Annotated in this window: 23 protein-coding genes; 7 read left to right on the top strand and 16 right to left on the bottom strand. The window is 61.0% G+C overall.

Annotated elements, in window-relative coordinates:
* Positions 1 to 34 precede the first annotated feature (34 nt).
* The 3 genes from WNY80_RS07350 to WNY80_RS07340 all read right to left on the bottom strand — a co-directional run bounded on the left by WNY80_RS07350 (position 35) and on the right by WNY80_RS07340 (position 2,931).
* Positions 35 to 1,279 carry an ABC transporter substrate-binding protein gene (locus WNY80_RS07350; RefSeq protein WP_342886699.1) on the bottom strand — a complete coding sequence of 415 codons (1,245 nt, stop codon included), beginning with the start codon at positions 1,277 to 1,279 and terminating at the stop codon, positions 35 to 37.
* A gap of 35 nt (positions 1,280 to 1,314) precedes the next feature.
* Positions 1,315 to 2,193 (bottom strand): GntR family transcriptional regulator, encoded by an 879-nt coding sequence (locus WNY80_RS07345; protein WP_342886698.1) that lies wholly within the window; start codon positions 2,191 to 2,193, stop codon positions 1,315 to 1,317.
* A 249-nt stretch (positions 2,194 to 2,442) separates the two neighbouring features.
* Entirely contained in the window at positions 2,443 to 2,931 is a 489-nt protein-coding gene (locus tag WNY80_RS07340; RefSeq protein ID WP_342886697.1) for an Rrf2 family transcriptional regulator, read from the bottom strand.
* A gap of 214 nt (positions 2,932 to 3,145) precedes the next feature.
* Here WNY80_RS07340 and cydD point away from each other — a divergent pair, with 214 nt between their 5' ends.
* The 7 genes from cydD to WNY80_RS07305 all read left to right on the top strand — a co-directional run bounded on the left by cydD (position 3,146) and on the right by WNY80_RS07305 (position 11,368).
* The gene (gene cydD / locus WNY80_RS07335) at positions 3,146 to 4,729 is read left to right on the top strand and encodes a thiol reductant ABC exporter subunit CydD (RefSeq protein ID WP_342886696.1); all 1,584 of its coding nucleotides are present in this window, start codon (positions 3,146 to 3,148) and stop codon (positions 4,727 to 4,729) included.
* Positions 4,726 to 6,417 (top strand): thiol reductant ABC exporter subunit CydC, encoded by a 1,692-nt coding sequence (gene cydC / locus WNY80_RS07330; RefSeq protein ID WP_342886695.1) that lies wholly within the window; start codon positions 4,726 to 4,728, stop codon positions 6,415 to 6,417. The genes cydD and cydC overlap by 4 nt, the downstream gene beginning before the upstream one ends.
* Before the next feature lie 153 nt (positions 6,418 to 6,570).
* Positions 6,571 to 8,181 (top strand): cytochrome ubiquinol oxidase subunit I, encoded by a 1,611-nt coding sequence (locus tag WNY80_RS07325; RefSeq protein ID WP_342886694.1) that lies wholly within the window; start codon positions 6,571 to 6,573, stop codon positions 8,179 to 8,181.
* 5 nt (positions 8,182 to 8,186) lie between these two features.
* On the top strand, positions 8,187 to 9,350 hold the full coding sequence (gene cydB, locus WNY80_RS07320; RefSeq protein WP_342886693.1) for a cytochrome d ubiquinol oxidase subunit II: 1,164 nt from the start codon (positions 8,187 to 8,189) through the stop codon (positions 9,348 to 9,350).
* Positions 9,351 to 9,366: 16 nt separating this feature from the next.
* Complete coding sequence (gene cydX / locus WNY80_RS07315) at positions 9,367 to 9,510, top strand: cytochrome bd-I oxidase subunit CydX (RefSeq protein ID WP_342886692.1); 144 nt, start codon at positions 9,367 to 9,369, stop codon at positions 9,508 to 9,510.
* A 183-nt stretch (positions 9,511 to 9,693) separates the two neighbouring features.
* Positions 9,694 to 11,007: an FAD/NAD(P)-binding oxidoreductase gene (locus WNY80_RS07310; RefSeq protein WP_342886691.1), complete on the top strand. Its 1,314-nt coding sequence runs from the start codon at positions 9,694 to 9,696 to the stop codon at positions 11,005 to 11,007.
* 10 nt (positions 11,008 to 11,017) lie between these two features.
* Positions 11,018 to 11,368, top strand: coding sequence for a DUF5368 domain-containing protein (locus WNY80_RS07305; RefSeq protein WP_342886690.1), 351 nt, complete (start codon positions 11,018 to 11,020; stop codon positions 11,366 to 11,368).
* 60 nt (positions 11,369 to 11,428) lie between these two features.
* Here WNY80_RS07305 and WNY80_RS07300 read toward each other — a convergent pair whose 3' ends face one another.
* The 13 genes from WNY80_RS07300 to WNY80_RS07240 form a co-directional block, all read right to left on the bottom strand.
* Complete coding sequence (locus tag WNY80_RS07300; protein ID WP_342886689.1) at positions 11,429 to 12,310, bottom strand: amidohydrolase family protein; 882 nt, start codon at positions 12,308 to 12,310, stop codon at positions 11,429 to 11,431.
* 7 nt (positions 12,311 to 12,317) lie between these two features.
* Positions 12,318 to 14,132, bottom strand: a complete 1,815-nt coding sequence (locus WNY80_RS07295) for a feruloyl-CoA synthase (RefSeq protein ID WP_342886688.1) — start codon at positions 14,130 to 14,132, stop codon at positions 12,318 to 12,320.
* Between the two features lie 23 nt (positions 14,133 to 14,155).
* Positions 14,156 to 14,632 carry a MarR family transcriptional regulator gene (locus WNY80_RS07290; RefSeq protein ID WP_342886687.1) on the bottom strand — a complete coding sequence of 159 codons (477 nt, stop codon included), beginning with the start codon at positions 14,630 to 14,632 and terminating at the stop codon, positions 14,156 to 14,158.
* Positions 14,633 to 14,720: 88 nt separating this feature from the next.
* Positions 14,721 to 15,494, bottom strand: coding sequence for a crotonase/enoyl-CoA hydratase family protein (locus WNY80_RS07285; RefSeq protein WP_342886686.1), 774 nt, complete (start codon positions 15,492 to 15,494; stop codon positions 14,721 to 14,723).
* Positions 15,495 to 15,510: 16 nt separating this feature from the next.
* Positions 15,511 to 16,278: an SDR family NAD(P)-dependent oxidoreductase gene (locus WNY80_RS07280; RefSeq protein ID WP_342886685.1), complete on the bottom strand. Its 768-nt coding sequence runs from the start codon at positions 16,276 to 16,278 to the stop codon at positions 15,511 to 15,513.
* A gap of 127 nt (positions 16,279 to 16,405) precedes the next feature.
* Positions 16,406 to 18,031 carry a thiamine pyrophosphate-dependent enzyme gene (locus WNY80_RS07275; protein WP_342886684.1) on the bottom strand — a complete coding sequence of 542 codons (1,626 nt, stop codon included), beginning with the start codon at positions 18,029 to 18,031 and terminating at the stop codon, positions 16,406 to 16,408.
* Between the two features lie 9 nt (positions 18,032 to 18,040).
* Entirely contained in the window at positions 18,041 to 19,456 is a 1,416-nt protein-coding gene (locus tag WNY80_RS07270; RefSeq protein WP_342886683.1) for an aldehyde dehydrogenase family protein, read from the bottom strand.
* A 62-nt stretch (positions 19,457 to 19,518) separates the two neighbouring features.
* Entirely contained in the window at positions 19,519 to 20,838 is a 1,320-nt protein-coding gene (locus WNY80_RS07265) for a TRAP transporter large permease (protein ID WP_342886682.1), read from the bottom strand.
* Positions 20,839 to 20,840: 2 nt separating this feature from the next.
* Positions 20,841 to 21,380 (bottom strand): TRAP transporter small permease, encoded by a 540-nt coding sequence (locus WNY80_RS07260; RefSeq protein ID WP_342886681.1) that lies wholly within the window; start codon positions 21,378 to 21,380, stop codon positions 20,841 to 20,843.
* A 2-nt stretch (positions 21,381 to 21,382) separates the two neighbouring features.
* Positions 21,383 to 22,426, bottom strand: coding sequence for a TRAP transporter substrate-binding protein (locus WNY80_RS07255; RefSeq protein WP_342886680.1), 1,044 nt, complete (start codon positions 22,424 to 22,426; stop codon positions 21,383 to 21,385).
* A 50-nt stretch (positions 22,427 to 22,476) separates the two neighbouring features.
* Positions 22,477 to 22,689 carry a hypothetical protein gene (locus tag WNY80_RS07250; protein ID WP_342886679.1) on the bottom strand — a complete coding sequence of 71 codons (213 nt, stop codon included), beginning with the start codon at positions 22,687 to 22,689 and terminating at the stop codon, positions 22,477 to 22,479.
* Positions 22,690 to 22,867: 178 nt separating this feature from the next.
* Positions 22,868 to 23,875 (bottom strand): MBL fold metallo-hydrolase, encoded by a 1,008-nt coding sequence (locus WNY80_RS07245; RefSeq protein WP_342886678.1) that lies wholly within the window; start codon positions 23,873 to 23,875, stop codon positions 22,868 to 22,870.
* A gap of 43 nt (positions 23,876 to 23,918) precedes the next feature.
* A complete protein-coding gene (locus tag WNY80_RS07240; RefSeq protein WP_342886677.1) occupies positions 23,919 to 25,385 on the bottom strand; it encodes an FAD-binding oxidoreductase in 1,467 nt (488 codons plus the stop codon).
* Positions 25,386 to 25,471: the final 86 nt, after the last annotated feature.

The following is a 25,471-nucleotide window of genomic DNA, read 5'->3' as shown; positions in this document are numbered from 1 at the left end:
CGTGCGCCCGGCCCGTCGATGTCGGTCGAGAAGCCTACATGTTCATCGGGAAGACGGTTTCGGCAGACGCGAACTCTTCCGGATAGATCACCTCGATGGCGCCCTTCTGAACCTGTGTGTTGACGGGCTGGGCACCCTCGTTCTGGCCGTTGACCATCTTGGTCGGACCGTAAGGCATGCCGTGATTGTCCCATGTCGAGGACGCCAGCGCTGCATTGACAGCATCGTGATCCGTCGACCCTGCACGCTCGATGGCGTCGGCAAGGAAGGCCACGGCATTGTAGGCCAGGAACACTTCGTAAGTGTAGACCAGCCCCTTGGCCTCGGCCGCCTTGCGGCGTTCCAGCGCAACATCCGAGTTCGGATTGTACCAGTGATTGCAATCCATGATCAGCTCGGCCGCTTCCGGGAATTCATTGACGAACTGAAGGTTGGAAGCAGCTCCGCCAAGCACCGAATAGATGCCCATGGCCTCGATCTTCTGCTGGCGCAGGGTACGGGCCAGAAGCACATACTCATTGTAGTAGTTGGCAGGAATGATCAGGTCAGGCTTCTTCGACTTGATCTGCAGCGCGATGTTGGTGAAGTCACGCGTCGGGTTGGCGTGCTTGATCACATCAACCACTTCGATGCCGATGCCCGGAAGCTGCTTGGACAGAAGCTCTGCGGTACCCGTTCCGAACAGCGATTCCTCGTGAACGATCATCGCGGTCTTGGCCGGTGAGCCGGCAGCCTTGTTGATGGTGTCGAGGTTGGCGACAGCCATCTGCGCAACCTTGCCGTAGCCGGGTCCGAAGCGGAACGTGTTGGCGAGGCCACGGGTGACGATCGAATCCGACACCCCGACATCGACCACGTGCGGCGTGTTGGTCTTGGCGGCTTCCTGCGAGGTCGCCAGCGAAATCGCCGAGGAATAACCGGCAACGATGCCGTGCACGCCGGCTTCGGTCATCTTGGTCACTTCGGCTGCACCGATATCCGGCTTGCCCTGGCTGTCAGCCAGCATTGCTTCGAGCATGGCGCCGCCCAACGACTTGATGCCGCCCGCAGCATTGATGTCGGCAATTGCCATCTCGGCACCGGCGCGGCACTGCGAGCCGGAGAACGCGATGAAGCCTGAAACCGGATGGATCAGGCCGATCTTGACCGGCGCAGCCTGGGCGCGCAGCACTGCCGGGAACCCGGTGATGCCAACGCCAAGCGCTGCCGCACCGGTTGCGAGGAATTCGCGCCGGCGAACCCCTGCGGAATTGGTTTTCGTTGTCTTCGTATCAGCCATCATTCACCTCCTGTTTGGTCGACCTTCGGGTCGAATCAGTGTTCCCCGGTTAGATTGGTTTCAGCGCCGCCGGCCGGGACCGGTGACGAGGTCTGCGTCGCCCATCTCATGCCTTCTCTCTCGCGAACGCGATTCATGGACATTTCGAAATGATAGACGTCGGGTCGATACAGCACCCGGATGTACTCGACCGGCCGACCCGCACTGTCGCGAACGACGCGGCGGACTTCGATCAGCGGAGTGCCGGCATGAACCGACAGGGCACTGGAAACTTCTGAATCGGCGAGCGTTGCCGAGATGGTCTGGCGCGCCGAGGCCACCTTGACGCCGGCCAGCTCCAGCAGCAGCAGCAATGGCTTTGTATCAAGATCGTCGCGATCATACTGACGCCCGATATCGGCAGGCACGTAGGTCACCAGATAGGACATCGGCTCGCCGTCGAGACTGCGCACGCGCACGGCATGCTGCACGTCCGTGCCAGGGTCGAGCTCAAGCGCGTGGGCAATGTCCTCGCTGGCCGCGACATAACCGAAATCAAGCACCTGGGCTTCCGTGGCGATGCCCATCAACGAGATGTTTTCAAGCCAGCCCTCGATGGACGAGGTCACAGCCGGCGCCTTGGGCCGGTGGGTCACGCGGGTCCCGCGGCCACGTTCGCGAACAACAAGCCCGGCGCTGGCAAGCTCATTGAGCGCGCGCTTGGCGGTGATGCGGGAGACGTTGAATTCTGCAGCCAGTTCCTGCTCACCAGGAACAAGTTCCCCCGGACGAACCTCGCCTCCGAAGATGCGGTTGCGCAGAATCAGGAAGATCTGGTGGTAAAGCGGCACGCGGGCATTGGGATCAAGCCGAACGGACATGCGTTCATTGCCCGCGTCAACCTTGCCCGAATCTCCGGATTTTGTCGTTTTCATATCCGCTCCAACGCCAGTTGAAACTAATGGTATGTCAATATGCCATTATGTCAAATATATTTTGCACAAAGCCGATTTTGACAGCCCCGATGGACCGGACAAGGCGGGGCTTTGGCGATTGAGGGCTGCCACTCGACACGGGAAACGATCAGGCCAGGATTTTTCCGGAAGCCGCCAACGCCACGGCGTCAGCAGAGACGGCCCGTCGATTTCAGAACCTTCGTGTCCTCTGGAGCAGGTCTTGGGAATTCAGGCGATTATGGCGGCGGCGCTGTTCTTGTCCGAACAGGCAGCAGGCCTCTCGGGTGCAAGCTTGAGAATGGTTTCCAGACCGCAATTGCCAGCCACAAGATCATCCAGGGTGACCATGTCCAGTTCATGATAGAACGCCTCGACCGCCCGGATGATAAAGCCGCGCAACCGGCATTCCGAAATCAGCGGACAGGTGTTCTGGTCACGGGCAAAGCACTCCGCGAAGGGAACGCCGGATTCGAATATGCGGAAGACTTTGCCGATGCTGATATCGCCCGGCCTGAGGCCAAGCTGCAGCCCGCCCGCGCGTCCACGCAGGGTCTCGACAAAACCGTGCTGCCGGAGTTGATGAATGACATGACCGAGATGATTGCCCGACGCATTGCAGGCCTTGGCGATGTCGGATGAACGGACGACCTGTCCATCATTGACAGCGCAATACATCAAAACACGAGTGGCAAGGTTTGTTCTGGTGGTCAGGCGCATGGCGCGGTTCCGGTGACATCGATCACCTCGCAAAATAGACCAGGCCGAACCGCCGCGGATTGATTCAGATCACTCTTTCGCGCAGTGAGAACCGATAACACACATTCTGAAAACAACTTTACAGGCAGACATGTCCTCACGGCCGGAAGCAGATCTCAAGGCAGACGAACGCACGCTGGATCAATTGATACGCACTACCGGCGGCCAGGTTCGCATGGCTTCAATGCTTACGGCGGCATCTTCGCTGATCTGGCCGCTGCAGGCGGCAATCGTGGCAATGGCAATCTCGGGCCTGCTCGGTCAGCACCCCGGCCCCGGCCCGATCACCTCCGCAGCCGCCTTTATCGGCCTCGGTGTCGCGCGTGCTTTGCTGACCAATTACGCCGAGGGACTGCTGTTTACCGCGGCCACGAAAGTGGTGACCGGGGCGCGAGAGGAAATCGTCCGGCGCGAGATGCAGACAATCGATACCGGAGGCGCCGGATCCATTGCCGCGCTGGCCACCGAAAAGCTCGACACCCTCCTGCCCTACATCACCCGCTATGCCCCGGCACGTGCACGGGTGATGATTGTTCCGCTGATCATTCTCGCGCTGGGCTTCGGGTTTTCATGGGCGGTCGGATTGGTGCTTGTCGTAACCGGCCCCCTGATCCCGGTGTTCATGGCGCTGATCGGGCTGGCCGCCAAAGAGGCAAGCCAGCGGCAGATGGCCGACATCGGCTCGCTCAACGACCTGCTGATCGAACGGCTGTCCGCTCTTGTCGACATTAGATTGCTGGATGCCGGTCCCGCGGTTGTCTCCGGTTTTGCCAGCGGCGCGGAAAGCCTCAGGGCCAAAACCATGAACGTGCTGCGGATCGCCTTCCTGTCCTCGACAGTGCTGGAACTGTTTTCAGCCATCGGTGTGGCGATGGTGGCAGTCTATGTCGGCTTTGCCTTGCTCGGCTCCATCGGGTTTGGCAGCTACTCGGCTCCGTTGAGCCCCGCTGCAGGAATTTTCCTCCTGCTTCTGGCGCCCGATTTCTACCAGCCATTGCGGGATTTGTCGGCCGCCTGGCATGACAAGGCGGCGGCGCTGGCCGTTGCCGGCGAACTCGCCGCATGGCGGGACCGCGCGCCCGCGGCATTGCTTGGCCAAGGCGCGAGAACCGCGAAACTCCCCGGACCGGCCGAAATCAGCCTGCAGGGCGTCGCCGTGCATTTGGGCGACAAGGTGATCCGCTATCCGGACATGTCGATCCGGCCGGGCGAGAGCGTTGCCCTGATGGGGGCCTCGGGCGCAGGTAAGACCACGCTGCTGCGGTTGCTCGCTGGTCTGACTGCGCCGGATGAAGGACTTGTCACCGTGGCCGGAGAGAAGCTTGACACCCAAACCGCAGATGCCTGGCGCGCGCGACTGGGCTGGATGCCGCAAGCCCCGCATTTCCTCAACGCCAGCGTGGCCGACAACATAAGCCTTGGACAGCCCGGCAATCTCGGCGAAGCCCTGCGCGCCGCGGCAGTCGAGCCAGTAGTCGCGGCGCTGCCTGACGGAACCCGGACACTGCTGGGGGAAACCGGCGGTGGACTGTCCGGCGGCGAAGCCCGTCGGTTGACGCTGGCGCGGGCAGTCTTCGCCCGGCCCGATATCCTGCTTGCCGACGAGCCAACCGCAGATCTCGACGCTGAAACCGCCAGCATGGTGATGACCGGGCTGAGCGCGCTCACCGCACAAGGGTGCAGCCTGATCGTCGCCACCCATGATCCTGAGCTTGCTGCGCGTATGGACCGGATAATCTGCATCGGGGCGGGCGCATGAGCGGGACCAACCATGATCGCGGAATGAGTTCCTTGTGGCGCATATTCCGGGTGATCCTTGCAGATCAGAAAACCGCGCTGATGCGCGGCGCGGCATTGAGCTTTGCCGTGCTGGTCGCCGGCATCGCCCTTCTCGGACTGTCCGGATGGTTCATCACCGCCGCTGCGGCGGCAGGACTGGCGGGCATGGGCGCGGTTTTCGACGTATTCAGGCCCTCCGCCATGGTGCGGTTTCTCGCGCTTGGCCGAACTGCCGCGCGCTATGGCGAGAGATTGCTGACCCACGACGCAACGCTCCGGGCGCTGACATCGATCCGGGTACGGCTGCTGGCCACCACCATCTCCGCCCCGCACGATCTTCTGGTCCGGTTGCGCGGCCCCCAGGCCCTGAACCGGCTGATGGCCGATGTCGATGCGCTCGACGGCGTGCCGCTACGGCTGATCCTGCCGGTCGCGGCCGGCCTCGCCGCCCAGATGCTGACATTCGCGGCACTTTGGTGGCTGGTGGACATCCGTGTCGCGCTCTGGATCGCGGCAGGTTTTCTTGCTGCCTCCACTGTCACGCTGTATCTCGCCGCCCGCGCTGCCTCCAACGCGTCTCGCAACGAGGAAGCCAAAGCCCAGGCGTTCCGGTCAGGTTTCATCGATCTGATCCGGGCACGAAGCGATCTCGCCGTCTATGGGCAGCTGGCACAACGCGGAGAGGCCGTACTGGCGACCGACGCCCAACGGCAAACCGACAGGGACAGGCTTGACCGCGTTGAAAGGCGCGCCGGATTTGCCCTCTCGCTGACAGGAACAATCGTGGCAGCGGGCGCACTAGCGCTGGGCATGGTGCTGACCCGGGCAGGCACCATCACGCCGGCGCTTGCGGCAATAGGCTTCTTCGCTTCGCTGGCGCTGATGGAAACAATCGCCCCGTTGCGCAGGGCGATGGCAGAGCTGGGCCGAATGGCTGTTGCCGCGCAAAGGGTGAATGAAAATCTCGCTTCGGCCGGAATCCAACACCACGGCAACCGTTCCAGCGAGACTGCCGACCTGTTGGTCGAAGACCTCTCGTTCCGGCGCGCCGATGCAGCACGGCAGGTTCTCGATCATGTCTCCATCAGCCTCGCAGCCGGCGAAAGCCTCGCCATCACCGGCGCCAGCGGATCCGGAAAAAGCACCTTGCTGCTGATCGTCGCCCGGCTTCTGCCAGCCGGTAGCGGACGCATACTCATTGGGTCCGTCCCGCTGGCCGAATGGGACGAGACCGGATTGCGCGCGGTCCTCACCCTGGTGCCGCAACGCAGCACCCTGATGGCCGGAACGATCAGGCAGGCATTGCAGCTTGGTGCACCGGAGGCAACGGACACCGAACTCTGGCAGGCTCTCGAAGCCGTGTCGCTGGCCACCGTCATCCGCACCAGGGGCGGGCTCGAATTCCTGTTAGGACCAATGGGCGCCGGCCTGTCGGGTGGAGAGACGCGAAGGCTCGTGCTGGCCCGAAGCCTGCTGCGGCGGCCAAAACTGCTGCTGCTCGATGAGCCGACCGAAGGGCTGGACGAGGCCACGGCGCTGGCTGTTCTTGAAGGAATCCGGGCCTACCTGCCTGAAGCCGCCATCCTGACCGCATCACACCGCACGGTCGAAACCCGGTGGGCTGACCGTGTTCTCAGGCTGGACCAGACAGGCAGAGGGGCGCAATGATATCGCCAGTCGAATGTGTGCGGCTCAAAGCCACATCCCCAATGCAAGTTAATTGATCCACATCAAGGTTGACCTGTTTGCCTACGTATATCTAAACTCGCATATATACATTTGGGGACTTTTCCGCGTCCCCTGTTCCAAGGAGCACAACAAATGGAATTCGGGATCGTCGAGTTGTCACGGCTGCAGTTTGCCGCGACGGCTATGTATCACTTCCTCTTCGTGCCGCTTACGCTGGGTCTCTCCGTCGTCGTCGCCATCATGGAGACGGTCTACGTGATGACCAACCGTCCGATCTGGCGGCAGATGACGAAGTTCTGGGGCATGCTTTTCGGCATCAACTTCGCTCTGGGTGTGGCCACGGGCATTACCATGGAGTTCCAGTTCGGCATGAACTGGAGTTACTACAGCCATTATGTCGGCGACATTTTCGGCGCACCGCTGGCGATGGAAGGCCTGATGGCGTTCTTTCTCGAAGCGACCTTTGTCGGCCTGTTCTTCTTTGGCTGGGACAAGCTGAGCAAGGTGGCGCATTTGGCCGTGGCTTGGCTGGTGGCGATTGGGTCGAATTTTTCGGCCCTGTGGATCCTGATCGCCAATGGCTGGATGCAGAATCCGGTCGGCGCCGAGTTCAACCCGATGACCATGCGCATGGAAATGACCGATTTCTATGCGGTGCTGTTCAATGAAGTGGCCCAGGCCAAATTCGTGCACACCGTGTCGGCCGGTTACGTGACCGCCTCTGTCTTCGTGCTCGGCGTCTCGGCCTGGTACCTGCTGCGCGGGCGCCATATTGAACTGGCCCGGCGGTCAATCACGGTCGCCGCGGCTTTCGGACTGGCTTCCGCATTCTCGGTCGTGCTGCTGGGTGATGAATCCGGCTACAGCGCCACGCACAGCCAGAAGATGAAACTCGCGGCCATCGAAGGCATGTGGGAAACCGAGCCGGCTCCGGCAGCATTTACCGCCTTCGGCTTTCCCGATCAGGAAGCCCGCGAAACCCATTACGCCATCCACATTCCCTATGTGATGGGGTTGATCGGCACCCGCTCGCTGACCACCTCCATTCCCGGCATCGAGGAGCTCGAGACTCAGGCCGAAACCCGCATCCGCTCGGGCATCATCGCCTATGACGCACTGATGCATATCCGTGAAACGCGCGACAACGCCGATCCTGCTGAACTGGCAAGGTTCGAGGCGCATTCCGCAGATCTCGGCTTCGCATTCTTGTTGCGCAAATATGTCGACGATCCGCGACAGGCGACGCCCGAACAAATCGTGCAGGCCGCCAACGACACCATCCCCAGGGTTTGGCCGCTGTTCTGGGCATTCAGGATCATGGTGGCTCTGGGTTTCGGTTTCATCGCAACGATGGCCTATTTCTTCTACCGCGCCTCTTTCAAGCGCATGAACTTTCCACGCCCGGCCCTGCATCTGGCCGTCTGGATGATCCCGACCCCCTGGATTGCCGCCGAACTGGGCTGGTTCGTCGCCGAATATGGCCGGCAGCCCTGGACGGTGGACGGCGTCTTGCCGACAGCCATGTCGGTCTCGGCGCTGTCAATGACCGAGGTGGCGATGACGCTTGCAGGCTTTGTCATCTTCTACACCGTGCTCTTCGTCATCGAGATGGGACTGATGCTGAAATACATCCGCAAGGGTCCCTACCAGGATGTCGAGGAAACCGACGCCTGGGTGATCAGACACAATGAACGGCTGGCCGGCCGGCAGAATGCCGACGCCATCGCCATGCCAGCGGAGTAAGAACCATGATTCTGCACACTCTTATCGACTATGACATCTTGCGCGTGATCTGGTGGGGCCTGCTCGGCGTGCTGCTGATCGGCTTCGCCCTGACCGACGGCTTCGACATGGGCGTCGGCGCGTTGCTGCCCTTCGTCGCCAAAACCGATGTCGAGCGCCGCGTGGCGATCAACACCGTGGGCCCGGTCTGGGAAGGCAACCAGGTCTGGTTCATTCTCGGCGGTGGTGCGATCTTCGCCGCCTGGCCACCGCTTTACGCGGTCTCGTTTTCCGGATTCTATCTGGCGATGTTCGTGATCCTGGCGGCGTTCATCGTGCGGCCCGTGGCCTTCAAGTACCGCTCAAAGCGCGATGATGTACGCTGGCGGACGTCGTGGGACTGGGCCTTGTTTGCCAGTGGCGCGATCCCGGCCCTGCTGTTCGGCGTCGCCGTCGGCAACGTGATCCAGGGCGTGCCGTTCCATTTCACCGATGATTTGCACACCATCTACGAGGGGGCTTGGTACACAAAGTTCATCGGCCTGCTGGATCCATTCTCCCTGCTGGCTGGCGTGGTATCGCTGTCCATGCTGGTCATGCATGGCGGTGCCTGGCTGACGCTGAAGGCCGAAGGCACTGTTCGTGACCGGGCCCGCCGTTTTGGTTCCACCGCGGCCCTGGTCGCCATTGCAGCTTACGTGCTGGCTGGTGTGTGGCTGGCTGTGGGCATCGACGGTTATCGCATTGTTGGTGACTATGTGACGGGTGGCCCGTCCAATCCGCTGCATTTCGAGGTTGAAAAGACTGCGAGCTGGCTGACCTCCTATGCGGATCGTCCATGGATCGCCATTGCTCCGATTATGGGCATCGTCGGTGGCCTGCTGACATTTGCCGGTCTGCGAGCCGGACGTGAAGTCTCGACACTGCTGTTCTCCAAGATGGCAATCCTCGGCGTGATCTCGTCTGTCGGGCTCACCATGTTCCCGTTCATCATGCCGTCCTCGTCCGATCCGCGCTCGTCGCTGACGGTCTGGAACAGCTCATCGTCCCACCTGACCCTGTTCGTCATGCTGGTGTCGACTGCAATCTTCATGCCGCTGATCCTGGCCTACACGGCATGGGTCTACAAAGTGCTGTGGGGCAAGGTCACCGAGGCCGATGTCTCCGACAACTCTCACTCCGTCTACTGATCAGGAGGATCAAGATATGTGGTATTTCGCCTGGTTGCTCGGTCTTCCGCTGGCCGCAATGTTCGCCGTCGTCAACGCAATGTGGCTGGAACTGCAGGAAGACAGTCGCATTATAAATGATCAAGGCGAACACGGCCGGAAGGGCGGCGCACAGCGCTAAATCATCTGCCATTGATTACCCTGAGTTTGAAGGGCGCCGCACCATTGCGGCGCCCTTTTTCGTGTCGGCAAATCGAGACGTCTATAAAAGAATTTGGATATACGAATGCATTTTGACCCAGATCAACCCGCAGCGCAGAAACCTGTGACATCAATGCGGAATATGTTTTGGAGGATACCCAGAATGACCGATTCAGACTTTGCAACATCGAGACGCATGTTTCTGGGCCTCGCCGCAAGCGGAATAGCCGCTGCCGCCATCAGCGGTCCCGCTGGAGCTGCGCCGGTCAAGACGTCCGCGCGCGTGGTGATCATCGGAGCAGGTGCAGCCGGCACGGCACTGGTCAACCGGTTGGTCGACCGGCTCGACGGCGCTGCCATCACCATTCTCGACGCCAGCAAGGAGCACCTTTATCAGCCCGGACTGACACTTGTGGCCGCCGGGCTGAAACCAGCCTCCTACACCCAGAGCAAGACCACCGACTGGTTGCCCAAGGGGATCAGCTACATCAACGAGGCCGCTGCCGGCATCGATCCTGAAGCCCGGACCGTCACCACCTCAGGCGGCCAGACAATCGCGTATGACTTTCTCGTCGTCGCGCCCGGACTGGTTCTGGACAATGATGCAATCGAGGGATTTTCGCCGGACCTGATTGGCACGAACGGCATTGGGTCGCTTTACAACGGGGCGGATTATGCCGCCAGCACCTGGAAGGCCGCCCAGAAGTTTACCGAAGACGGCGGCGTTGGAATTTTCACCCGCCCGGCGACCGAAATGAAATGCGCGGGCGCACCGCTCAAGCATGCCTTCCTGATCGATGACATTGCCCGCACCGCAGGCAATGCCGGCAAGAGCGAAATCATTTACGCATCCAACAACGAAAGCCTGTTCGGCGTGCCGATCGTGTCGGAAAAGGTACGGATGCTGTTTGACGACCGCGGCATCGAGCCTGCCTACAGCCATGTGCTCAAGGCAATCGAGCCCGGCAAGAGGATCGCCACCTTTGCCACGCCTGAGGGCGACACCGAGATGGGCTATGACTATCTGCATGTCATCCCGCCACAGCGGGCACCGGATGTGGTGCGCCAGTCGGGTCTGTCATGGGCCGACAAATGGATCGGCCAGGGCTGGGTTGAAGTCGACATGCAGACACTTCAGCACCTGCGTTATCCGGAGGTTTTCGCGCTCGGCGACGTCGCCGGTGTGCCCAAGGGCAAGACCGCGGCTTCGGTGAAATGGCAGGTTCCGGTGGTCGAAGATCATCTGGTGGCAGCGATTGAAGGCCGCGAAGGCACCGCGATCTACAATGGCTATACCTCCTGCCCGATGATCACCCGCATCGGCCGGGCCATGCTGGTCGAATTCGATTACCAGAACAATCTGACACCTTCCTTCCCTGGCATCATCTCGCCGCTGGAAGAACTCTGGATCAGTTGGCTGATGGAAGAAGTGGCGCTGAAAGCCACATACAACGCCATGCTGCGCGGCAAGGCCTGAGGAGACCGCCATGAAAGACCTGACCTTCACTACCCTGATCGCGGTGTTCGAGGAAATTTTCGGCCGCGGCCTGTTCTGGGCCATGGTAGTTGCCGCCGTGTTGATAACCGTTGCCTATCTCTATGTGCTGATCCGCGACCGCTCGATGTCGATGCGGAAGTTCCTGCTGGCACAGCTTTCTATGCCGTTCGGTGCAATCGCCGCAGTGCTGTTTGTGCAAGTGATGACCCATTCCGGGTTCAACGATATCGGCGGGCCGATTGATCTGATCGTGCTTCTGGGAGTCGCAGCTCTGGGCGCTGTCGGCACCGCCATTCTGGTCTACACACTGCAATCGCTGATGCGGCCACGTTCAAAATAACCGCAAGCAACGTGGCTGCGCGCGCGCGAGCACGCGCCCGCAAACACCTGAAACCCGGCCCTACTTGCTTCCGGACACGCCCAGCAGCCGCATGGCATTTTCCTTCAGGATCAGCGGGCGCACCTCTTCCTTGAAGTCGGCCTTGTCGAAGGCATCCAGCCATTTCTCCGGAGCAATCATCGGCCAGTCCGAACCAAACAGCATCTTCTTTTTCAAGAGCGTGTTGGCATAACGGACAAGGATCGGCGGGAAGTATTTCGGCGACCAGCCGGAGAGGTCGATAAAGACATTGGGCTTGTGGGTCGCGATCGACAACGCCTCTTCCTGCCACGGGAACGAGGGATGCGCGAGAATGATCGGCATGTCGGGGAAGTCGACCGCCACATCGTCGATATACATCGGGTTCGAGTATTTCAGCCGCATGCCGTTGCCACCCTTCATGCCCGATCCGACACCGGTCTGGCCGGTGTGAAACAGTGCCGGCTTACCGGTTTCCGCAATCGCCTCGTAGAGATCGTAGGCCATCCGGTCATTGGGGTAGAAGCCCTGCATGGTCGGGTGGAACTTGAAGCCCTGGACACCGTGGTTCTTCACCAGGTCAAGCGCTTCGCGGGCACCAAGCTTGCCCTTGTGCGGGTCGATCGAGGCGAACGGGATCAGGATATCGCTTTCCTTGGCGCACGCCTCGGCGACTTCGTAGTTGTTGTAGCGGCGATAGCCGGTCTCGCGCTCCGCATCGACGGGAAAAATCACCGCCGCGATGTTCATTTCGCGGTAATGCGCCGCGGTCTCCGGAATGGTCGGCGGATGCTGCCAGGGCGCGCCGAAATATTTCGCCATCGTCGTCTGCAGCTCGTCATAGCCGTCATCCGCGTGGCAGCCGCAGGGCTCCTCGGCATGGGTATGCGTGTCGATTGCGCGAATTTTTGAAAAATCTACCATTGTTTCCTCACACCCGGATCAGCGCCGGATCTTCATTGTCGTAAAGCCGTTCGAGAAGTTCGGCCCGGCGGGTGATGATCTTGCGGACATTGAGCGAGCCCTTGTCCGTCATTTCTGAATCCTTCAGGCTCGGCGGCTCCGCAAGTATGATGGCCCGGCTGATGCGTCTGGCCGATCCGGTGGACGCCTTGGCCAGGTCCCGCAAACGAGTCTCGATCGCCGCCTGAAGCTCCGGATCGATGACCGCACCTTCCGAGGTGTTGTCGCCGTGCACCTGGTCGGGCTTGGGGAAGATGAACAGGCCGATCTCGCCGCGGTCATGACCACAGACGACGACATCCTGCACCAGCCCGCGCAGATGTTCGAGCGCATCGAGCCGCAGCCTTCCCGCCTGCACCCATGTGCCGGTCAGCAGCTTGAAGTCTTCCGACACCCGTCCGTCAAAGATCAGGCCCCGTTCCGGATCGTCCGGATTGACGAAACGCACCACATCCCCGGTGATCAGAAACCCTTCCTCGTCAAAGGCTGCCGCCGATTTTTCCGCGTCGCCCCAGTAGCCGGACATGACATTGGGGCCCTTGACGCGCAATTCGCAGCGCATCTCTTCATCCGGGATCAATTTGATTTCGGTCCCGGGCAAAGGCACGCCGATCACGCCGGACCGGCCGATCGGCTCATGCACCATCAGCGTCGCCGGTGCCGTCTCTGTCATGCCCCAGCTCGATATCATCAGCGGCAGCCTGCCGCGGATTTCGATCGCCATCTCCTCAAGCCGCGTCCAGACGTCCTGCGGCAGCGATGCGCCGGCATAAAACAGCATGTCCAGGTCGCCGAAATAGGCTTTCCGAAGCGCCATATTGGTTTCCATCTCGTTGACCAGCATGGAGAAGCCCACGGGCACGTTGAAGGACAACGTACCCGGCTTGTCGATGACATTCCTGACCGTCTGCTGGAACCCCGAACTCGTCGGCTTGCCATTGTCGATGTAAAGGCTGCCGCCATGCGCCAGCATCATCAGCGTGTTGTGCGAGCCGCCAAAGACGTGGTTCCACGGCAGCCAGTCCATGATCCGCGGCGGCCGTTCCTTGAGGAAAGGCAACACGCTGCTCATCTGCGCCTGGTTGGCGCACATCATGTGCTGTGTCGTCAGAACACCCTTCGGATCCGAAGAGGACCCCGAGGTAAAGAGGATCTTGGCCAGGGTTTCGGGACCGACCTTGGCATGGACGCTGGCGAGATCGACCCCGCTGTCACCGCACAGCAATTCCGCAAACGGAGTCACCTTGACCGGCGAATTTTCGGTCCGGCTTGCAACGATCTCGACGCCTTCCAGTTCGGGCCGCGAAATGGCGGCGCCGTAGCGTGAGGCATCATCGACAAAAGCCATGCTCGGCCGGATCTTGTTGAGCACATAGACCAGCCGGTCATGCGCCTCGGTGATCAGCGAGTATTGTTCGGCCAGCGGCACCGTCGGGATGCCGGCATATTGCGCCCCGAGCGAGAGCAGCGCGTGATCGAGACTGTTGCCGGACATGATGACGATCGGGGTCGAGGCATCCATCCCGCGCCCCGCCAGGCTCGATGCAATCGCCCGAACCGCATCGCGGACTTCCGCATACTCCATCTCGCGCCAGCCCTCGCCTGACCTTTCGGCGAGGAAGATGCTCGATGGTGTTTCATCGGCCCATTTGTCGAGCCAGACACCGGTGTTCGAGACCACCGGATCAAACGGGGTCCCGCTTGTCATCACCAGGTCGCTGGCACGCCGCTCCATCGCGACGGCATGAGACACAAGTGTCAGCCCCGTTGAGTTGTCTTTCATGACATGCCCTCCCAAGCGGTCAGTCAGCTCTTGCTATTGTCTTCGATGATGCGCCCGAGAAGCATCTTCAGCGTCTCGCGCTCTGACGTGGTCAATCCGGAAAGAATGCGGTCTTCATGTTCGTGAACCCGCTTCTCGGTGCGGCTCCACAGGTTGCGGCCCTTCAACGTCGCCCGCAGTGCATAGGAGCGGCGGTCGCCTTCGACCTTGTTGCGCGAAATCAAGTCGGCGTTTTCCAGCTCGTCCACAATGACGACAACACCGGAGCGTTCGATCTGCAGCGCCTGGGCCAGTTGCGTTTGCGAAATATCCGGGTTTTCAACGACGATGCCGAGCGCCGAGAATGTCACGATCCTCAGGCCGGTTGGCTTGAGAATGCGCATCATGTCTTCATGGATCAGCAGGTAGGCCAGTTTCATCTCGTAACCGGCGAATTGACGGAGATTGCTCTGCGCCAGTTGCTCATCCTTTCCGGCCATATCAGTTGCTCGCTTTTTCATTTCTGCTCCTGTCGTGGCATCCTTGCCGTGCAGTGATCGCCGGGATTGCGGTGGCCTTTGACGAGGATCCCGCCTGCCATCATTGAGTTCACCGGAAAACCGGGCGCCGCTTCTCGAGGAAAGACCGCAGACCTTCCTCGGCGTCGGCGCTGGTCTGCGACACCGCCGCACAGAGGCTTTCGGCAAACAAACCGTCCGATTTCGACATGTCGGAAATCCGGCTGATCGCCTGGATCATCATGTAGTTGGACAGGCTGGCATTGTTGGCAATCTTGTTCGCAAGCTTTTGCGCCAGCGCCATGGCTTCGCCCTCGCCGACCGAGTAGTGCGTCAGACCAAGCGCCAGGCCTTCCTCGGCGTTGTACTTGCGCCCGGTCAGCATCATTTCGCACATCCGGTCCGACCCGATGATCCGGCCGACGCGCACGGTGGCGCCGCCGCCGACGAAAATGCCGCGCATGCCCTCGGGCAGCTGGAAGATGGTCGATGGTTCCGCAATCCGCACATGGGTTGAGGTGGCAAGCTCCAGTCCGCCGCCAATCACCGCACCGAACATCGCCGAGACAACAGGTAGACCGGAGAACTGGATGATATCCATCACCCGGTGCCAGTTGCGCGAGTGCCGCATGGTGCCTTCCGCATCGCGCGACACATGCTCCGACAGATCAAGCCCGGAGCAGTAATGCCCGGCCGTCCCTGTCAGGATAACGGCCCTGACGCCTTCCGGCGGCTTCGTGAAAAAGGCCTCGAGCGCTTCGAGCAGCTCGTCGCACATGGCATTGCGCTTGGCCGGACGGTTCATGGTCAGCGTGGCCACCGGTCCGTCGGCCGTCACCACCAGTATGTCACTGGAATTGGTCATCTTTATCTGTGCAATCCTATTTTGCGGGCATACGGGCCGCACCATCCAGCCGGATGACGCAACCGTTCAGCATCGAGTTTTCAACAATCTGCTGGACCAGCTGCGCATACTCTGCGGGCAGGCCCATCCGGCTCGGAAAGGGCACATTCTTGAGAATGTCGCCGCGAATATCGTCAGGCAGCCCGGCGCTCATGCCGGTTTCGAACAGGCCGGGCGCGATGGCGACGACCCGGATTCCGAACCGCGCCAGCTCCCGCGCCGCCGGCAACGTCATCGATACCACGCCGCCTTTTGAGGCGGAATAGGCCACCTGTCCGATCTGGCCGTCCTCGAACGCCACCGAAGCCGTGTTGACGATCACGCCGCGCGTGCCGTCCTCATCCAGCGGCTCGGCAGACGCCATTGCCCGGGCGGCGACATTCATGACCGCATAGGTCCCCATCAGGTTGACGCGGATCGTGCGGTCAAAGATCTCTGTTGTCAGCGAGCCGTCACGCGGAAGGATGCGGGACGCCGTGCCGATCCCGGCGCACGAGACGACCACACGCGGTGCGCCTCCCATCGCCTGAACCGCCTGCTCAAACGCAGCCTCGACTTCGGCGGCGCTGGAAACATCGGCCGCAAGCGCCTCGCCACCAATATCGCCGGCAACCCGCCTGGCCGCCTCCATCGAAAGATCAAGCACTGCGACACGCGCACCCGCTGCCGCCAGACGCCGGGCGGTCGCCTCGCCAAGGCCGCTGCCGCCACCGGTCACCAACGCGATGCTTCCGCTCAAATCCATGACGTTCCTCCTCACTCGTTCATTTTTGTTAGCAAATATAATTGTTATGTCAATTAACAATTATATTTGACACCAAACCGACGGCCGGACATTGACTGCCCCGCCGACAGACCCTGTCCGTTGTGACCTATGCCAGGGGCGCCGGATGGATGAAGGGCCAGGGTGAACTGTCCGACCCGCGCGGGATGGTTACCTCGATCACCACCGGTTCATTGGCCTGCAATGCCTCGGCCAGTTTGCCGCGAAGGTCTTCCGGACTGTCGGCTTTCATCGCCATGACGCCAAAGGATTTTGCCAGGGCAACGAAGTCCGGGTTTTCCAGATCGGCGCCAAGCAGGCGGTTGCCATAGACAGTCTGCTGGTCCCGCCGCACATTGCCGTAGGCCGAGTTGTTGAAGACGATGGCAACGACCGCAATGCCGAACTGCTTGGCTGTCGCAAGTTCCTGAACCCCGAACATGAAACCACCGTCGCCGGAAACAGAAACAACCGCCTTGTCCGGATTGGCAACCTTCACACCCAGCGCCGTGTTGAAGCCGAAGCCGAGATTGTCCTGGTAACCGCAAGTGACATATTGCCGTGCGGCATAGACCGGAAAGCACATCCGTGCGGTGAACCCGACCTGCGAAACCTCTTCGACAAAGAACCCGTCTCGCGGCAGCACATCGCGGATCACCCGCAGATACCCCTCTTGCGGCTGAACGCTGGTCAGCGCCTCGGCGGCATCCGCTTTCAGCTTGCCTAGCTCGGCCTCACGGGACGGTCGCGCCGGCATGCCCTTGAGTTCGTCAATCAGCGCACGGACACCGGCAGCCGAATCCGTCACCAGTCCGACATCGGGTTTGAGCCGCACCATCTCGGTCGGATCGATATCGATCCGCACGACTTTCAGCCCCTCGGGCATCCAGCGCCAGCGGAAATATTGCAACTCAAGCCGCGAGCCGATGCCGATCAGCAGGTCGCATTTCTGCCAGTAGTGCCAGGCTGCCGGCGGCAAAAGCGCAAGCGGATCATCATCGGGCAACACGCCCTTGCCCGAGCGGTGCGCGGTGACCGGCGCCTGCAGCAAGCGGGCAAGTTCGGCAACTTCGGCTTCCGCACCGATGGCGCCAGAACCGAGCATGATCATCGGGTTCCTGGCTTCGCGGATCAGCGCCGCTGCCTTTTCGACAGCCTCGGGATCCGGACGCGGCGCGGCAACCGGTTGCGCAGCTTCGGGCATGTCTACTTCGGCAGCCATGCCGAACACCTCCCACGGCGCTTCAACACCGACAGGCCGCTGGCGGCCCGACAGCATCTGCTTGAAAGCCTCATCCATCACCGCACCGGCTTCGGTCGGATGATTGATCCGCTCGGCCCACTTGGTCAGCCCCTTCAGCGTTCCCAGATGATCGGGCAATTCATGCAACTGTCCCCGGCCCTGTCCGATCAGGTGCGACATGATGTTGCCGGTCAGGCACATCACCGGCGCATTGGCACCATAGGCGGTGCACAGGGCAGCGCCCGAATTAAGAAGCCCCGGGCCCGGCACCACCGTGTAGGCTCCGACCCGCCCGGTGGATTTGGCATAGCCATAGGCCATGTAGCCCGCACCCTGCTCATGCCGGGTATGGATGAACCGGATGCTCCCGGCTTCACGCGCAATCGCATCGTTGAAATCATACATATGCGCGCCGGGAATGCCGAAGACGGTATCCACGCCATTGGCAATCAGCGACTTTGCCATTACTTCGCCGGTGGTCATGCGGGTCATTGGAACATCCTACTTTGCAACGCTGAGAATCTGGACAGTCGTGTATTCGCGCAAGCCTTCCTCGCCGAACTCGACGCCGATGCCCGATTGCTTGACCCCGCCCATTGGAACCGTCGGATTGAGGACGCCGTGCCGGTTAACCCAGCGCGTCCCGGCGACGAGTTTGCGCGCCACCTTGGCCGCCTCCTCCGGATCATCGCCCCAGGCCGAGGCACCCAGCCCGACTTCCAGCGCATTGGCCCTGGCAATGGCATCATCGAGATTGCTGTAGCGGATCACCGGCAGAACAGGCCCGAACTGCTCTTCGGCGACAACGCGCATGTCGTCGGTCGCATCGGCAATGATGGTCAGCGGATAGATGTAACCCTTGCCGTTCGGTTTCTCGCCGCCGGTCAGGATCCGTGCGCCCCTGGCCCGCGCATCCTCGACCAGGTCGACGATCTTGTCGAATTGCATCTTGTTCGACAGCGGCCCGATCAGCGTGTCCGGTTCCGCGCCGTTGCCAACCTTGATCCCGCCAACGAATTCCGCCAGCCCCTCACACACGGCGTCATAGTCGTCGTCATGAACGTAAAGCCGCTTGAGACACGAGCAGGTCTGGCCGGCATTGATGAATGAGCCCCAGAACAGGTCTTCCATCCGTTTGCTCATGTCGGTGCCGGGAAGCACGATGCCCGCATCATTGCCGCCAAGTTCCAGCGTCAGCCGCTTCAGCGTCGATCCCGCCCGCTCCATGATCCGCCGACCGGTCGCGATAGAGCCGGTGAAGGCAATCTTGTCGATATCCGGATGGCTGGAAATGCGGTCGCCGACCTCGGCGTCACCGGTGACGACATTGAGCACACCGGCGGGCAGGATGCCGGCCTCGTTGATCAGCTGAACCAGCTTCAATGTGCTCAGCGGCGTATGGGGCGACGGCTTCATCACCACGGTACAGCCCGCTCTCAGCGCCGGCATCACATGCCAGACCGCGATCATCAGCGGCCAGTTCCACGGCGTGATCGAGGCGACGACACCGACCGGCTCGCGGATCAGCTCGACCCGCTCTTCGCCATTCTCGATCAGAACCTCGGATCCGGTGGAAAGCCCTTGCGTCACACGGGTCCAGGCCACGCAGCCGCCGACTTCGAAAGGTGCGCCCGGTCCGGCCTGCGGTTTTCCCTGTTCCGCGGTGATCAACGCCGCCAGTTCGTCCTGGTGCGCCTCGATGAGATCTGCGATCTTGCCGAGCGCGTCCTGGCGGTCCGCATCCGGCTTCGCAGCCCAGCCCGGGAATGCACGCCGGGCGGCTGCCACCGCCCGGTCAAGATCCGCAACCGAAGCCTGCGGACAGGCTGCCAGAACATCGCCGGTAGCCGGGTTGACGACATCGAACGTCTCCCGCGTCTCAACCGCTTTTCCGTCGATGGTAAGTGAATAGGTCATCGGGTTTCCTTCCCTTGCATACGGCAATCCAGAACTGGTCTCCGGCGGCGCCGTTGAGTGCTTCAATTCCAGAACGACACCAGCCAGTAACTGAGCCACGGAAACGAGATCAGCAGCACGATCCGCACGAGTTCCGACAGGATGAACGGAATGGTTCCCCTGAAGATTTCCCGGGTCGGAATGTCCTTGGCGATGGCGGCAATGATGAACAGGTTCATCCCGACCGGCGGGGTGATCATGCCGACTTCGACGACCACCAGCGTCAGGATCCCGAACCAGATCGCCTGCTGTTCGGGCAACAGGCCGAAATCGAGGCTCATCACCGTCGGAAAGAACACCGGCACCGTCAGCAGGATCATCGACAGGCTGTCCATGACGCAGCCCATCACCAGGTAGAACACGACGATGCACAGAAGCACCACCATCGGCGCAATGTCGGCGGCGATGAACCAGTCGGCCAGCGCGGTCGGCATCCGCGACAAGGCCATGGCGACATTGAACAGGTCCGCGCCAAAGATGATGACGAAGATCATCGCACTGGCCGCAGCAGTGTCGATCAGGCTGGTGATGACAGCCTCGAGCGTCATTTCCCGGGTCAGCAGTCCGGCAAGCGCCGTCAGTACCACCCCCACAGACGCCCCTTCGGCAGGGGTGAAGAAGCCGCCGTAAATGCCGCCGAGCACCACCACGAAAATACCGACAATATGCCAGACCTCGCCAAGGCTCTTGAGCCGGGTACGCAGACTGGCGGGCTCCTGCGATGGCCCCTCCTCGGGATAAATCCGGACATAGATGGCGATGGTGATCAGGAAGCCGACGATTGCCAGCAGACCGGGCAGGGTCGCGGCAAGGAACAACTTGACGATGTTCTGCTCTGTCAGCAGGGCATAGATGATCAGCACGATCGAGGGCGGAATGAGAATTCCCAGTGTGCCGCCGGCGGCCAGCGAGCCGGAAGCAAGCGCGTCCGAATATTTGTGCTTGCGCATTTCAGGCAGCGCAACGCGCGCCATGGTTGATGCCGTGGCAATGGAAGATCCTGAAATCGCACCGAACATGGCGCATCCGGCCACCGACGCCATGGCCAGCCCGCCACGAAAATGCCCGATCCAGGCATTTGAGGCAGAGAACAGCGCGGCGGAAATACCGGTGCGGGTGGCAAGGTTCCCCATCAGGATGAACAGCGGCACGATGGCCAGTTCGTAGGACAGGAAACGGTCCGGCCAGGCCGAGGCGATATAGGCCTGAAGACCGGCGACACTGGAAAGTGCGGCATACCCCGCAGCACCAACCAGGCCCATGGCCAGGCCGATCGGCGCCCGCAGCAGAATCGCGCAGAGCAGCACCACGACCATGATGGCTGAAAGAAGTGTGGGATCCATGATCAGTGTCCAATCGGCCCGGTGATCTCGTCACGCCAGAAAAATGTTTGCGCCAGGGCAATCAGGCTCGACAATCCGGTTCCCGCGATGGCCGGCACGAACGCCCACCACATCGGTATTTTCAGAAGCATCGACCGGTCGTCATAGGCCCGGATATCTTCCATGCCCCTGAACATGAAGAAGAACAGGCAGGCCCAGGCCAGTGCAAAGGCAAAAGTCCAGAACTGGTCGATCCGGGCAACGACCTTTTCCGGCAACCAGTTGGTGAACAGGTCGACCATGACATGGCCCTTGTTCAGCTGGCATAGCGGCAGAAACAGCCCGGCCGCATAGACACAGGACATCTGCACCAGTTCAAAATCGCCGGTAATCCCGCGCAATCCGACATTGCGCATGACCACCGACACGGTGACGATCAACGCCACCGTCAGAATGACAGCGCCGCCCAGCGCACCCGAAAGCGTCGCGAGCCGCAGCAGCCAGGTGTGCAGGGGGGATTGCCCCCCCTGCTGCGCCGGCCAGAGACTGGACCAAGTGGACATGCTTAGCTGTCCAGCAGTTCATTCGCGCGGGCAATGATCGCCGCGCCGTCATGCCCGGCATCGTTCAGCGTCTTCTCCCAGTTGGCGTAAACCGGCTTGGAAGCTTCCTGCCATTTGGCGATTTCGTCCGTCGAGATTTCGACGATCTCGTTGCCGTTCTTCTCGACGATGCCGCGGCCAACCGCCTCGAACTGATCGAAGGTCTGGCCGATCCGCTGTGACAGGGCGATGCCGCTGTTGGCGTCGATGACACCGCGCAGATCGTCCGAAAGCCCCTCATACGAGGCCTGGTTCATCAGCAGCGTATTGGTGTTGGCATAAAGACCACGCGCACCCGGAGCTGCCTCGCAGGAAAACTTGGTCAGTTCCTGCAGCTTGAACGGCGGCACAACTTCGTAAGGCAGGCAGCAGCCGTCGATGACGCCGTTGCTCAGCCCGACGACCATTTCGGTGACCGGGAAGAACACCGGTTCGGCACCCATCGATTCCAGCAATTCGCCCATTGCCGAGTTGGGGCTGCGGATCTTCATGCCCTTGAGATCGTCCGCGGTGCGGATGGCCTTGTCGCGCATGTGCAGCTTGCCGCCGTCATGGCTCCAGTAAGCGAGATTCTTCATGCCTGCATATTCATCGCCACCGAACTCATCCATCAGCTTGTGCAGCGCGACGGATGTCTTCTCGGCGTTGGTCACCATGAACGGCAGGCCCATGGTTTCCGCAACGGGGTAACGGCCCGGCGTGTAGGTCGGCAGCGCCCAGGCAATGTCGACGATGCCGTTCTTGACCTGGTCGGCCAGCTGTGGTGGCTTGCCGCCGAGCTGCATCGCCGGGAAGATCTGAACCTCGATTGCGCCGTTGGATGCCTCCATGATTTCCTTTGCCCATGGCTCGAAGAACTTCGAGTGCATCGGAGCCACCGGCGGCAGGAAATGATGCAGGCGCAGCGTTACTTCCGCAGCCTTGGCATCGCGGATGAAAGCCGGAGCGGCAATGGCTGCAGCCATTCCACCCAACACCTGGCGTCGTGAAACTTTGAATATTGTCATCTACATTCTCCTCCTTCGGATCCGGAGATCCGTTCGACATGAAACGGGGTCTATTCCCCGTTTCTGAACAGGGTTGCCCCGCTTGATTTTTCCTGCACCGCCAACTGCGTGGCACTTGCAGGACCTGCTGCATGAGAGACCGGAAAGGCCGGCGGCACATTGATTGCGTTTGCCGCCGCCGTCTGCGCGAACCGCCAGACAGCCACCGCGCCCAGACCACCACCCGCACAGGCGATGAGTGCCGCTGATGTATCAAGACCCATGTCGCTCCTCCTCACGCAAGTTGTGAATAAGAATAATTGTTATGTCAATGAACAATTATTCAATGGTCGCATATGCCGGTTCAACCTCCAGAAGCCGGCCTTTTGCAGCCCGACAACCGGCAACCGGCCGGCCGCGCTGAAGATGCGGACGGCCAGTTCGAAGCCATGATATTCGACCCTATTTCTTCTTTTCGATCTCCAGCCGCTCCACTGCTCCGGCCCGCAGTGTCGCAACCTGGTTGAGCAACGCTTGCGGATCGACAAAAACGTTCGGCTCACCCGGCTTTCGCGCCAGATGTTTCTGCCGGTTCTCGTCCAGATCATTGGAAAATCCGTGCGTGGTCAGATGCACCTCGACCTTTTCATCCCCGCTCTCGACCAGGGCCCGCACCTGGTCGACGCTTTGAATGTAGGCTTCCACCTGGGTCGGACCGTCGATCGCATTGAGGCCAAGGCCACCAATGGTGATCGCCCGGTAGGTCTCGTCGCCATCCTTGACATCGAACAGGTACGACGCCGTCCCCCAGGTGTGGCCCGGTGTTTCGATCACCTTGAAGCTGTTGCCGCCAAGTTCGATCACATCGCCGCCTTTGACCACGACATCAGGCTCGATCATTTTCCAGGCACGTCGCGTGCCTTCCGATTTCTCGGCGGATTCGATCGCCTCGTCCCAGCCGCCCTGCGTCATCACGAACCTGGCATTGGGCAATTGCGGCTTGAGCGCCGCGGCACCCCCGACATGATCGAAATGCCCGTGCGTCATCAGCACATAATTGATGTCGGCGAAATCGACCCCGGTGGATTTCAGATTGTCGATCAGCTGACCGATGAACGGGCCGTACAGCGTATCGATCAGGACATAACCGTCATCTGTCTGAACCAGCCAGGCCGAGACCCAGCAAACCCCGACATAATCGACATTGTCGAACGGCTTCCACGGTTCGACCTTCTGTGCGGCGGCATCGTTGAGCCATTTGCCAAGGTCCGGCGGCATCTTGCCGGTGCGGCCGAAATCCACGAAACGCTCAAGGATGGCATCCGACGGGCACCCGTCAAAAAGCGATTGTGCCGATGCAGCCGGTACAGCGGTCATGCCTGCCAGGCAAGAGATCAGGGTTGCGCCGGCCATCGCCCTGATCCGAGCCCGAACCGCGCTTTCCTTCATCTGTGTGCTTCGAGTTTCCATGTCTGCTTTCCCTGTTTCTTCGCCAACCGGACGGGCTGGCGGTTCACTCCACCCCTGGAACAAGTCTGCCCGGATTCATGATGCCTTCCGGATCCAGCGCCCGCTTTATTGCCCGCATGGCATCAAGCTGGGCCGGCTCCTTGAGCATGCGCATGACATCGAGTTTGCTCTGCCCGATGCCGTGCTCGGCGCTGAAGGAACCGTTCAATCGTGTGAGCAGTTCGAATGCCTTGGTTTTCGCCTGATCGAGCGGAAGCGTCAGCCACCTGTCCTGGTCGGCACAGACCAGGGCATAGTGAAGATTGCCGTCGCCGAGATGGCCAATGGTCAGGGTTTCGAACCCAAGCTCAGCGGCCATCGCGTCCATCTCCTGCAGAAACCAGGAAATATTCGCCAGCGGCAGCGAGATGTCGAAATGATAGGACGCGCCGTATTCCATGATCGCTTCCAGGACGGATTCACGCATGCGCCAAAGAACCAGGCGTTGCTGTTCCGACGTTGCGATCGCGGCATCGACGATGTCGCCCGCTTCCATCAGCTCCTCAAGAACCGCCAGGAGTTCGGTAGCGAGGTAGGTCGAACCGGCATCGTCTGTTCTGGCGTCCGAGACACGGCTCGACCCGACCTCCAGCAACACGCCCGTTTCGACCGGCCCCTCGAGTGGTGACTTCAGGTCCGGGAAGGACTTTTCCACGGCGCTGAGCACCGGCTGCGGAATGTACTCGAACGCCTCGACCGACTGACCGGTCCGGTCCTGGATCCGGTTCAGCGTCCGGATCGCCGCCTCGACGGAAGCCATCGACAAAAACGCGGTGACCCGGGTCAACGGCTTGGAAAAAAGCTTGAAGACCGCAGCCGTTATGATGCCGAGCGTCCCCTCTGACCCGATCAGCAGGTCCTTCAGATCGTACCCGGTGTTGTCCTTGCGCAGCCCGGTCAGCCCGTTGAAGACCGAGCCATCGGGCAGCACCGCCTCGACACCAAGACACAATTCACGGGTGTTTCCGTAACGCACCACGTTGGAACCGCCCGCATTGGTCGCAAGATTGCCGCCGATGCTGCAGCTGCCCTTTGCCCCGAAGGTCAGCGGAAACAGCAGGTCGCGCGCCTCCACATATGTCTGGAGAGCCTCCAGAACCACGCCGGCGTCGGCCACGACAGTGCGGCCGGCCTCGTCAAAATGGCGGATAGCATTCATTCGCTTGAGCGACAGGATGATCGATGGAACGTCCGGCGAAGGTATGCCGCCGCCGGCAAGCCCGGTGTTGCCGCCTTGCGGGACAATCCGGACCCCGGCCGAACCGCACAGCCTGACGATCCGCGACACCTGCTCTGTCGCCGAAGGCCTGACCACAGCGATCGCATCGCCGGAGAACTGCCGCGTCCAGTCGGTCAGGTAACCGGCCATCGCGGCCGCCTCGGTCAGAACGTGTTCCGGGCCGACGATACCGCAAAGGCCATCGACGAAATCGACTGAAACACCCTCAACAGGTTTGACGGTTTGCCTCACGCTTCACTCCCCGCCGGACCTGCTTTTCACGATCCGGCTCCATCCAAAACTAACATGCTACATGGTAGATTGGATTGTCAACTACC

This window comes from Hoeflea sp. AS16 (genome assembly GCF_038900095.1).
In the GTDB taxonomy this organism is placed as follows: Bacteria; Pseudomonadota; Alphaproteobacteria; order Rhizobiales; family Rhizobiaceae; genus Hoeflea.
The sequence above is the reverse complement of the archived record's forward strand: the minus strand, read 5'-3'. Positions and strand labels throughout refer to the sequence as shown.

Coding starts and splice junctions, on each gene's coding strand:
- WNY80_RS07300 (WP_342886689.1), bottom strand. CDS start 12,310: ATGGTAGATTTTTCAAAAATTCGCGCAATCGACACGCATACCCATGCC.
- WNY80_RS07290 (WP_342886687.1), bottom strand. CDS start 14,632: ATGAAAAAGCGAGCAACTGATATGGCCGGAAAGGATGAGCAACTGGCG.
- WNY80_RS07325 (WP_342886694.1), top strand. CDS start 6,571: ATGGAATTCGGGATCGTCGAGTTGTCACGGCTGCAGTTTGCCGCGACG.
- WNY80_RS07265 (WP_342886682.1), bottom strand. CDS start 20,838: ATGGATCCCACACTTCTTTCAGCCATCATGGTCGTGGTGCTGCTCTGC.
- cydX (WP_342886692.1), top strand. CDS start 9,367: ATGTGGTATTTCGCCTGGTTGCTCGGTCTTCCGCTGGCCGCAATGTTC.
- cydD (WP_342886696.1), top strand. CDS start 3,146: ATGGCTTCAATGCTTACGGCGGCATCTTCGCTGATCTGGCCGCTGCAG.
- WNY80_RS07275 (WP_342886684.1), bottom strand. CDS start 18,031: ATGACCCGCATGACCACCGGCGAAGTAATGGCAAAGTCGCTGATTGCC.
- WNY80_RS07295 (WP_342886688.1), bottom strand. CDS start 14,132: ATGAAAGACAACTCAACGGGGCTGACACTTGTGTCTCATGCCGTCGCG.
- WNY80_RS07245 (WP_342886678.1), bottom strand. CDS start 23,875: ATGGAAACTCGAAGCACACAGATGAAGGAAAGCGCGGTTCGGGCTCGG.
- WNY80_RS07270 (WP_342886683.1), bottom strand. CDS start 19,456: ATGACCTATTCACTTACCATCGACGGAAAAGCGGTTGAGACGCGGGAG.
- cydC (WP_342886695.1), top strand. CDS start 4,726: ATGAGCGGGACCAACCATGATCGCGGAATGAGTTCCTTGTGGCGCATA.
- WNY80_RS07285 (WP_342886686.1), bottom strand. CDS start 15,494: ATGACCAATTCCAGTGACATACTGGTGGTGACGGCCGACGGACCGGTG.
- cydB (WP_342886693.1), top strand. CDS start 8,187: ATGATTCTGCACACTCTTATCGACTATGACATCTTGCGCGTGATCTGG.
- WNY80_RS07350 (WP_342886699.1), bottom strand. CDS start 1,279: ATGGCTGATACGAAGACAACGAAAACCAATTCCGCAGGGGTTCGCCGG.
- WNY80_RS07250 (WP_342886679.1), bottom strand. CDS start 22,689: ATGGGTCTTGATACATCAGCGGCACTCATCGCCTGTGCGGGTGGTGGT.
- WNY80_RS07340 (WP_342886697.1), bottom strand. CDS start 2,931: ATGCGCCTGACCACCAGAACAAACCTTGCCACTCGTGTTTTGATGTAT.
- WNY80_RS07345 (WP_342886698.1), bottom strand. CDS start 2,193: ATGAAAACGACAAAATCCGGAGATTCGGGCAAGGTTGACGCGGGCAAT.
- WNY80_RS07280 (WP_342886685.1), bottom strand. CDS start 16,278: ATGGATTTGAGCGGAAGCATCGCGTTGGTGACCGGTGGCGGCAGCGGC.
- WNY80_RS07310 (WP_342886691.1), top strand. CDS start 9,694: ATGACCGATTCAGACTTTGCAACATCGAGACGCATGTTTCTGGGCCTC.
- WNY80_RS07260 (WP_342886681.1), bottom strand. CDS start 21,380: ATGTCCACTTGGTCCAGTCTCTGGCCGGCGCAGCAGGGGGGGCAATCC.
- WNY80_RS07305 (WP_342886690.1), top strand. CDS start 11,018: ATGAAAGACCTGACCTTCACTACCCTGATCGCGGTGTTCGAGGAAATT.
- WNY80_RS07255 (WP_342886680.1), bottom strand. CDS start 22,426: ATGACAATATTCAAAGTTTCACGACGCCAGGTGTTGGGTGGAATGGCT.